General features: G+C 44.7%; 7 protein-coding genes. 1 reads left to right on the forward strand and 6 read right to left on the reverse strand.

Annotation, left to right across the window (positions count from 1 at the left end):
* Window positions 1–125: 125 nt before the first annotated feature.
* The 4 genes from MKX68_RS06065 to MKX68_RS06080 form a co-directional block, all read right to left on the reverse strand.
* Window positions 126–1,016: a permease prefix domain 1-containing protein gene (locus MKX68_RS06065; protein WP_340909987.1), complete on the reverse strand. Its 891-nt coding sequence runs from the start codon at window positions 1,014–1,016 to the stop codon at window positions 126–128.
* Window positions 1,003–1,329 (reverse strand): PadR family transcriptional regulator, encoded by a 327-nt coding sequence (locus tag MKX68_RS06070; protein ID WP_340909989.1) that lies wholly within the window; start codon window positions 1,327–1,329, stop codon window positions 1,003–1,005. Before MKX68_RS06070 ends, MKX68_RS06065 begins: the two co-directional genes overlap by 14 nt.
* Window positions 1,330–1,375: 46 nt before the next feature.
* Window positions 1,376–1,573 carry a cation:dicarboxylate symporter family transporter gene (locus MKX68_RS06075; protein ID WP_397387064.1) on the reverse strand — a complete coding sequence of 66 codons (198 nt, stop codon included), beginning with the start codon at window positions 1,571–1,573 and terminating at the stop codon, window positions 1,376–1,378.
* Between the two features lie 105 nt (window positions 1,574–1,678).
* The gene (locus MKX68_RS06080) at window positions 1,679–2,152 is read right to left on the reverse strand and encodes a DUF4362 domain-containing protein (protein WP_340909992.1); all 474 of its coding nucleotides are present in this window, start codon (window positions 2,150–2,152) and stop codon (window positions 1,679–1,681) included.
* A gap of 169 nt (window positions 2,153–2,321) precedes the next feature.
* Here MKX68_RS06080 and MKX68_RS06085 point away from each other — a divergent pair, with 169 nt between their 5' ends.
* Window positions 2,322–2,771: a hypothetical protein gene (locus MKX68_RS06085; RefSeq protein ID WP_340909994.1), complete on the forward strand. Its 450-nt coding sequence runs from the start codon at window positions 2,322–2,324 to the stop codon at window positions 2,769–2,771.
* A 108-nt stretch (window positions 2,772–2,879) separates the two neighbouring features.
* Here MKX68_RS06085 and MKX68_RS06090 read toward each other — a convergent pair whose 3' ends face one another.
* Complete coding sequence (locus tag MKX68_RS06090) at window positions 2,880–6,362, reverse strand: glycoside hydrolase family 2 TIM barrel-domain containing protein (RefSeq protein ID WP_340909995.1); 3,483 nt, start codon at window positions 6,360–6,362, stop codon at window positions 2,880–2,882.
* 257 nt (window positions 6,363–6,619) lie between these two features.
* Window positions 6,620–7,627 (reverse strand): restriction endonuclease, encoded by a 1,008-nt coding sequence (locus MKX68_RS06095; RefSeq protein WP_340909997.1) that lies wholly within the window; start codon window positions 7,625–7,627, stop codon window positions 6,620–6,622.
* Window positions 7,628–7,830 lie beyond the last annotated feature (203 nt).

Below are 7,830 nucleotides of genomic sequence, written 5' to 3' on the forward strand. Positions count from 1 at the left end.
CCTATGTATATGTCAGTGGCACATTCGGAGAGTGTGCGAATAACTATGATGGAAGCCCATTAGCTCAAAAGACAATGGTCCCTCCCATTAGTCCTTTGACTTGCCCATATGCCTTCACTGTCTAATTATGAAGCGGAGCTTAACTTCCTTTTTGCTGTCCAATAGCTCCAACCTTGGAATACTACAAATAACGCTACTGCCATGGTCAGACTCATCCCCATCTCCACCACTCGCTGCATATTCCCATTCAGGAAAACGCTGTACCCCTGAGTCACCGCGGAACTGAACTGCTCTGAGGCAAAAAATACATAATAGAGACTAAACATCAGCATATGAACAAAGGTATACATGATGGAAAAGGCAAAGGGAAGAATGGATATATACTTATTTTTACTTATCACGAACATAATGAGTGCCTGTGCACCCAAGAAGATAGAGGCGATCAAGGTGGACCCCAATCCACCAGACGTATGAAGCACGCCACTAAAAAATAACTTTTCAAACATATTAAACGTAAGTCCTTCACCCCAATAATGATACATCACCTGAAAATAAGCTTGCAGATACCCTAAAGTGAATAACAGGGGCGCAGATAACAGGCAAAGACGATCCACACGTTTGCGCGTAAACACAAGACAGGCACCTAACGCACACACCGTAATCCAAAAAATAGGCATTAATTCGATATACCGATTATGCACACCATATCGATTCGCGATTAGTCCACCCGCCAGTGTTACAATGAATAGGAGCAAACCTGCTAAGGCACAGCCAAAAATCATTTTCATGTTGAATCCATACGTTTCTTTGGTTACCGTTTTGCGCAGTTCTGAGATAGAGCCAAATTGTTGAATGGAACGTTCGATGGCCTCCGTCTCTCCCAACCCCTGGCGCTTTAGATGATCCACCGAGGAATAGAGGTGAGCGGCCATTTCTTCTCTCCACTCAGACTTTTCCCTCTTCTTTAAAAATGTAAATCGAAGTACTTGATCCAAATACTGTTCAATGACTTCCATGCAGATCCCCTCCCAAGAATATATCAATAATCTTGATGTTCTCCGTCCATGATGTCCTCAATGTGTTGAGCTGAGTTTGGCCATCAGGGGTGATCCGGTAATATCGCCGCCGCGGTCCACTAATTTGCTCTCCCCAATAACCCTCTATGTATCCATTAGCCTCCATACGTTTCAGTGCCGGATACAACGTGCCTTCTTTTAGATCAAACTGACCATTGGTCTCGTCATTCACCGTTCTGGATATTTCGTATCCATATGCATCCTGCTTATTCAGTACAGACAGTACAATTCCATCGATGTATCCTTTAATCATTTCGTTTCTCAGCTTCACACACCACCTACTATGCATTTCTATGTAGTTAAGCATAACAAACAAATATTGTAAAAAGCAATCTTATGGAGCCAACTGTCTCAAAATAAATCTTATTCAACGTTGCACGCAACGATACGAAGCCGGAATCGGTAACTCCGGCAGCGCCTTTGGAGGTCAGCATCAGTACATCGAGCAGTACCAGCACCTGGGTAATGGCAAGCTCCACCCCATATGCCTGAGCCATGAACATCGCCGGCTCAGGTAGACCGAACCCATCATTTTACCGATGGAGAACAGTTAGCCTGCGCCGGAATTGCCAATCGTATATACCATAGCCCCGAAGGTTCATTTACAACTTAGGCATCCAAAAGGGATTCTCTTCCTTCTCACACCCGGTTAACACGTAAAAAATATGTCCCTGCTCACTCTTCATTGCCCCGATCCCTTTGCAGGTGTCGGTCTTCATTCCCTGTTTGGAGCCATAGGCATCCCTTGAGTTATCGTAAGTCGATTGAATAGTTGTACCATCATAGATCAATTCCTGGATAATGGGCCCACCTTCAATGGTATACATCGTCACACGAACCTGATCCTGCTGTTTCTTCTCCACATTCTTCATAAATATGTTCCACTTATCCCCGTTCCGCATCCCTCCATGAAGCACAACCACATCCCCGCTTTGCTCCGCTTGCTCTGGATTATGGGGCTCAATAATTTCTGGAAAAGCTTGCGTAATTTCGGAAGCATTCGTTGTTGGATCATTTGCTTCACAAGCAGTTAACAGCATTAAAGCTAACGATAGGATAAGCATACTTTTTCTCATTCCATCACCTCATCTATGAAACGGTTCAATACTATCCTTTGTTGCATGATTATACTTAATTTGTAATTTATCTGTAACTCTCTCGTTGTCCCGAACGTTTAGAATCATAGAAATGTATAAACAGGAACGAAAATTTTAGTGATTTATCATTCAGCAGGGGGTTAGTTTAATGACATTAAAAACAATGCTAGGTGTAGCACTGTCTCTATCTGTACTCATATCCACCCATTCGGCCAATACAGCGACTCTATCTTCAACGCACGAACGGCAGTCAACCGGTTTTGCCCATGAAACGGAGCAATCCTTCCCAACATCTACACCTGTTCTGCTCATTGCCCCAACTCAACATGAAGGTCGTTCCGCATACAACGGCAGCTTCACAATGGTTGCTTCAAACGGAACACATGCCAACATATCAGTTGGAAACAACAGCAACCACACGGTGTATGTGAAGATGTATGTAGATGAAGTAAGTGAACCTATGGAAACATCTATCCACAGAAATAGTGATAAAACGATCAATCTGCTTGCATTACAAGACACGGATATTAAGTTGTACATTTATAGCAGAATAGGTCATCACTTAGATCTCTCAGTTGAAGCTGAGCAGTTTCATTGATGTTTTCTCTCACACTTACATACAAGAAAAACCCTTCACGCAAGCGATTCAGATCCACGTTCTCATGAACCGATGCCTACTTGAAGGGTAGCTATATTTCCATCACACTTATTTCTCGAATCGGAACCAGCCAAAGTCAAACTGACTGCCTGGCAGGAAGATAAAGCTTACTTTCTGCACACCTGTCACCTGCTCAAGCTCAAACACCCGCTCCTCATATCCACCCGACTGGGTGAACTCAACCAGCTGGTTGCTCTGTCCGTCCGCGCCTGCGAAGCGAATATGAATCGTATTTTTATCAATCGGTGAATGACCGTAGATCACGAGCTTGGATGTACCTTCTGCCGTAAAGTCCATGTTTTCAAACTCCAGCGATACATTGTTCCCGATGCCTTCAACACGATCAGCTTCAATTTTAAAAGTATCTCCATAGAGATGGTCACAGGATGCAGCGGCATTCTGTTCGAAGGCCCGACTCTGACGTTCGAAGGAAAATCCTTTAATATGAATCTTCTGTTTCAGTACAAAACAGATCGACGTGATCCCGCTAAGGCGTTTGGACAATTGGTACGTCTCTTCCTGGTACACATTCCAGATGGACTCTTTGTCATACACCACATCTGCGATCATCGTGCTTCCCTCTTCATCCGGCATACCTTCCCAGATCTGAATGAAGTACTCCTCACTAGATAGCGTGAAAATAGGAATCGTTATGGTATCGGAGCCATACGGTCCGAAGTCAATATTACGGAAGCCTACATGCGTCTCTCCGTCGCGACTTGTCGCTACCCCACGTTCGTTGCCGTTACCTACATCACCTTTGGTGTAATCGTACAGTCCGCCCGTGATGAAGCCGTATGGATCTTTGTAAGCTGTTCCGAGACCGTCCGCCTTGAATTCCAGCTGGGAGATCAGTTTCGTTTTATCCGTACCATTTTTACTGGTTGCGCGAAGTCGGAACTCCCCGTCACCTATAGCCGATACCTTTACCGCATGTTGATGCTCGCCGTTGTCGCCCGTTTCCGCTTGAACGGCTTCTACTTTGGCTATGTTGGACTCAATCCCCGCATCATTCACAACAGCCCACTCAATATCGCGATAGGAAGTGTTCTCCGGATACAGTTTGGCGGTTACAGTCAGCTCTGGGTTGGACGGATCGAGCAACTGTCCTGCAGTACTGATGATCTCGATTTTGCGCAAAGGAATCTCCTGAGCGTTCCCCGTAAGCACCGGACGTTCTTCATTGTTCATGAAGACAGGTTGTACTTGTTTCTCATCAACCAGTTCCGCATCCACAATACGCGATTCAAACTCAGCTACAGCCCCTTCCAACCCTACAGAAGAAACTTCAATCCGTACTGTTCCAGCTTCATTTGTTGCTCCGATGATCGCCATCAGTTTGCCGCTGAATAGTCTTCTGCTCAATCCTTTGTATGGATCATAGTCCGTGCTGTCCCCGTTATCCAGACCCAGCAATCGACCTGCACCCGTCACCTGAACTTGCACACGGTTGTTCGCATTGTGCACCGGATTACCCGCTTCATCTTCTACATCAATTTCTACAAAAATCAGGTCTGTGCCATTCGCTTGCAACTGCTCCCGATCCGCTTGCAGACGGATTTTCTTCGCATCCGTATAGGATCTTTGCACATCGGTTGCAATGATCTCACCGTTCTCATCGTAAGCGATCGCTTTCAGCTCGCCCTCTTCATAAGGCACTTTCCACCAGCCCGACAACTGTGTTCCATTGGCATGATCGATATCGTACGTGCCAATGGTTTTACCGTTGAGTTGCAGCTCAATCTTCGGCGCGTTGCTGCACACGCGTACATCAATAATCTGACCCGGGCTGAAATCCCAATAAGGGAACAGGTGAACCATCGGACTTTTCTTATAATTGGTCCATGCCGCTTGGTAGATGTAATAAGAGTCTTTCGGGAACGTTGCGGTATCCAGTTGTCCAAAATACGAATTCTTCGTATGATACGGTGTCGGCTCTCCAATATAATCGAATCCAGTCCACAGGAACTGTCCCAGCGAATACGGTGTATCCCGTTCTGCCAAGATGCAGTATTCTGCCGACTTCGCGCCCCAGCTGGTCGTACTGTTACCCAAAGCCGAGCACTGCTCGTCGTCATCTGCCAGAATCGGCTGTTCGAACGGGAAGTGATAAATGCCCCGACTCTGCACCACAGAAGACGTCTCACTACCATAGATGATCCAGTCCGGATGTTCTTCATGATGTTTGTCGTAATATTTTTCCGCGTAGTTGTAACCTGCCAGCTTCACGATATCCGCGCATTTTTGTGCATTTTCCCATGGCATGTAGTTCGAACCAATCGTCACGCCCGCATTACTTTTTGGATCAAATTCCAGCACATAATCCATCAGCATCCGGGTTACTTCCTGTCCACGCTCATCTGCATGAGTATCGTAAATTTCGTTCCCGATACTCCACATAATCAGGCTGGCATGGTTACGGTCGCGCTTCACCCAACTCTTCACATCGGTATGCACCCACTCGGGGAAAAATCTCGCATAGTCGTATGGCGTTTTGGCACGTTCCCACATATCAAAGGCTTCAGACACAACCAGCATACCCATCTCATCTGCAAGTTCCATGAACTCTTTGGCAGGCATATTATGCGCGGTACGGATGGCGTTAACGCCCATTTCTTTGAGCAAAACGAATCTTCTACGCAATGCTGTCAGGTTAAACGCAGCTCCCAGTGCCCCGAGATCATGGTGTTCACACACGCCGTTCAGCTTCATCTTGAGTCCGTTCAGGTGGAACCCTTCATTGGCATCCAGCTTGATATCCCGGAATCCAATACGCTGTGATACCGATTCAACTGTCCGATCTTCCTGATCATCCGAGATCAATCGCAGCTCTGTCACCAGTTCATACAGATGCGGTGCATCCGGGCTCCACAGGTTTGGATTCTCCACAATGATCTGTTGGCTATCTGCCAATGCGACCGCATTCTCACCCAGCGAAGCCGTAACATTCGTCTTCGTCGATGCCACCACCTGACCTTCATTCCGGATCGTATGCACCAACTCTGCGTTCTGATTCTGTTCCAGGTTCAGCTCCGTATCCACTTCCACCTGCCAGCCATCCGTCTGTTGCTTGATGGATACATAGATTCCATCCGTAACAATATGGTTGCGGTCTCTCGTCTTCAGCCACACATGGCGATAGATTCCGGCCCCGGAATACCATCTGCTGTTCGGGCTCTGATGCACCACTTTGACAACAATCTCATTGTCGCCTTCCACCAGTGCATTCGTGATCTCATGTTCAAAAGCAGAATAGCCATACTTCCACTCTCCAACCAGCTGCCCATTCACATACACCGAAGAATCCATGTAAACGCCATCAAAACAAAGCAAAAGCTGCTGCTCATCCTTCGTGTAATGGAACGTCTTGCGGTACCAACCAATGCTGTTTTCGTACAGTTCAAGCGTGTTATATATCAACCAATCATGGGGAAGCTCCACAGGTTCGAATACCAGACCCGCAGGTTCCGTAACTTCCAGCTTACTTTTCGCAAATTGCCATCCATCATTAAAAAGCCTCTTCTGATTCATGGTAGATTCTCACTTTCTTGAAGTAAATTATGATTGCGGTTACAACAGTAGATGTCTCTTTTTCCGAAAACCTTTTCGGTAATACACAAGTATGACTATAACACATAACCCGATTATACCATCAGTCTCTTTCCTGTAACTCCTTTTCATAAGATTTTTTAGCCATAATGATGAACGTTTTATTCCCTCCAAGCATTGTAAATCTCGATGACAACATACCAAAAAGGCAACCCTTCAACCGGGTCACCTTCTCTGTTCTATAAAGGCCAAAATATCTTCTTTAGTGGCATTAATGATTTAGCCTCTGAATCAAATGCATCATAATGCTGATTAATCAGCTCTACCAGAAGATCTGCATCTACCAAAGAAACTGGAATGTTAGAACGTTCTGCTTCATACTTAGCCTCTCTGGTGAATCCCCCAGTTGAAACATAAACTCCTTGATCACCGGGTCTTAACCCCCCGATAAAACTTCGAATTTCATTGGATCCCATCGCGTTTTTCCTATGTTTAACTTCCACCATAATTCTAGGCTGTTGCAGCCCCAAACCATCTGGTGATGCAATAATATCTCTACCGCGATCAGGTCCTTTTACAGATATTCTTGTTTTGTATCCCATGCCTCTTAAGACACCAGCTACCAGACTCTGCATTTCTTCCCAATCTAAATGATTGAATTTGTCCTTTATAAATTCATGTGCTCTCTCAATTACATCTTCCTTGATTGTATCTAGTTCTGCCTGTTCTTTCTCAGTTTCTTCCGGTTGTGATTCAAAAGACTCAGCACTTTTGGATTTCAAAAAATGGATCAGTTCCTTCACTGTTTCATTTTGCAATGCAAAAAGAGTCATTATCGAACCTAGAGAATTACGTGTGTTCGCTGTTAAAACATCCCGATTAACTAGCCCGTTCCACAACACCTTTCTATAGTGATTTTTGTCCGAAATAACCCCTTCACCAAATTCATAGTCTGAAGTAATTTCCCCAATCAGATACTCGCGTGTTTGAGGATTATATGTAACAACCAAATCTCCTACTTTCATTTCATTAGCAAATCTGATTAACTGACCCGCTGTTATATTTACTTTGCCATCCTTATAGTCAGGATACTCGTCACGAAGTCGCTTCTTCACATCATCGATATGTCTCACTTTTGCCAATGAACCTACTTCATTCCAACCAATGGCTATCATCTGTGTTTCTTTGAACTCTTCAAAGAGGTATGCATTCTCTCCGGCTCTAATAAACCAATTATTTTTACTCATAAGTTCCTCCATAACTTGCTTATTTCTAACTTAATTAGAAGTTTCGGCATCGAAATGACATTCCCTGCATGAAGACTGTATATAGTTCAGTATTTATTACACTTCGAACTGCAAGATTATTGTTAAGCAAATCTAAAAGGTGACTTGAATTATCTCAAGTCACCTCTTCTTTGAATATGTTTTATACATCTTTAAACTCACCT

Source organism: Paenibacillus sp. FSL M8-0212, assembly GCF_038004645.1.
GTDB lineage: Bacteria > Bacillota > Bacilli > Paenibacillales > Paenibacillaceae > Paenibacillus.

Excerpts from the sequence above, each read along its gene's own strand:
- MKX68_RS06065 (WP_340909987.1), bottom strand. The coding sequence starts at position 1,016 with ATGGAAGTCATTGAACAGTATTTGGATCAAGTACTTCGATTTACATTT.
- MKX68_RS06070 (WP_340909989.1), bottom strand. The coding sequence starts at position 1,329 with ATGATTAAAGGATACATCGATGGAATTGTACTGTCTGTACTGAATAAG.
- MKX68_RS06075 (WP_397387064.1), bottom strand. The coding sequence starts at position 1,573 with ATGGCTCAGGCATATGGGGTGGAGCTTGCCATTACCCAGGTGCTGGTA.
- MKX68_RS06080 (WP_340909992.1), bottom strand. The coding sequence starts at position 2,152 with ATGAGAAAAAGTATGCTTATCCTATCGTTAGCTTTAATGCTGTTAACT.
- MKX68_RS06085 (WP_340909994.1), top strand. The coding sequence starts at position 2,322 with ATGACATTAAAAACAATGCTAGGTGTAGCACTGTCTCTATCTGTACTC.
- MKX68_RS06090 (WP_340909995.1), bottom strand. The coding sequence starts at position 6,362 with ATGAATCAGAAGAGGCTTTTTAATGATGGATGGCAATTTGCGAAAAGT.
- MKX68_RS06095 (WP_340909997.1), bottom strand. The coding sequence starts at position 7,627 with ATGAGTAAAAATAATTGGTTTATTAGAGCCGGAGAGAATGCATACCTC.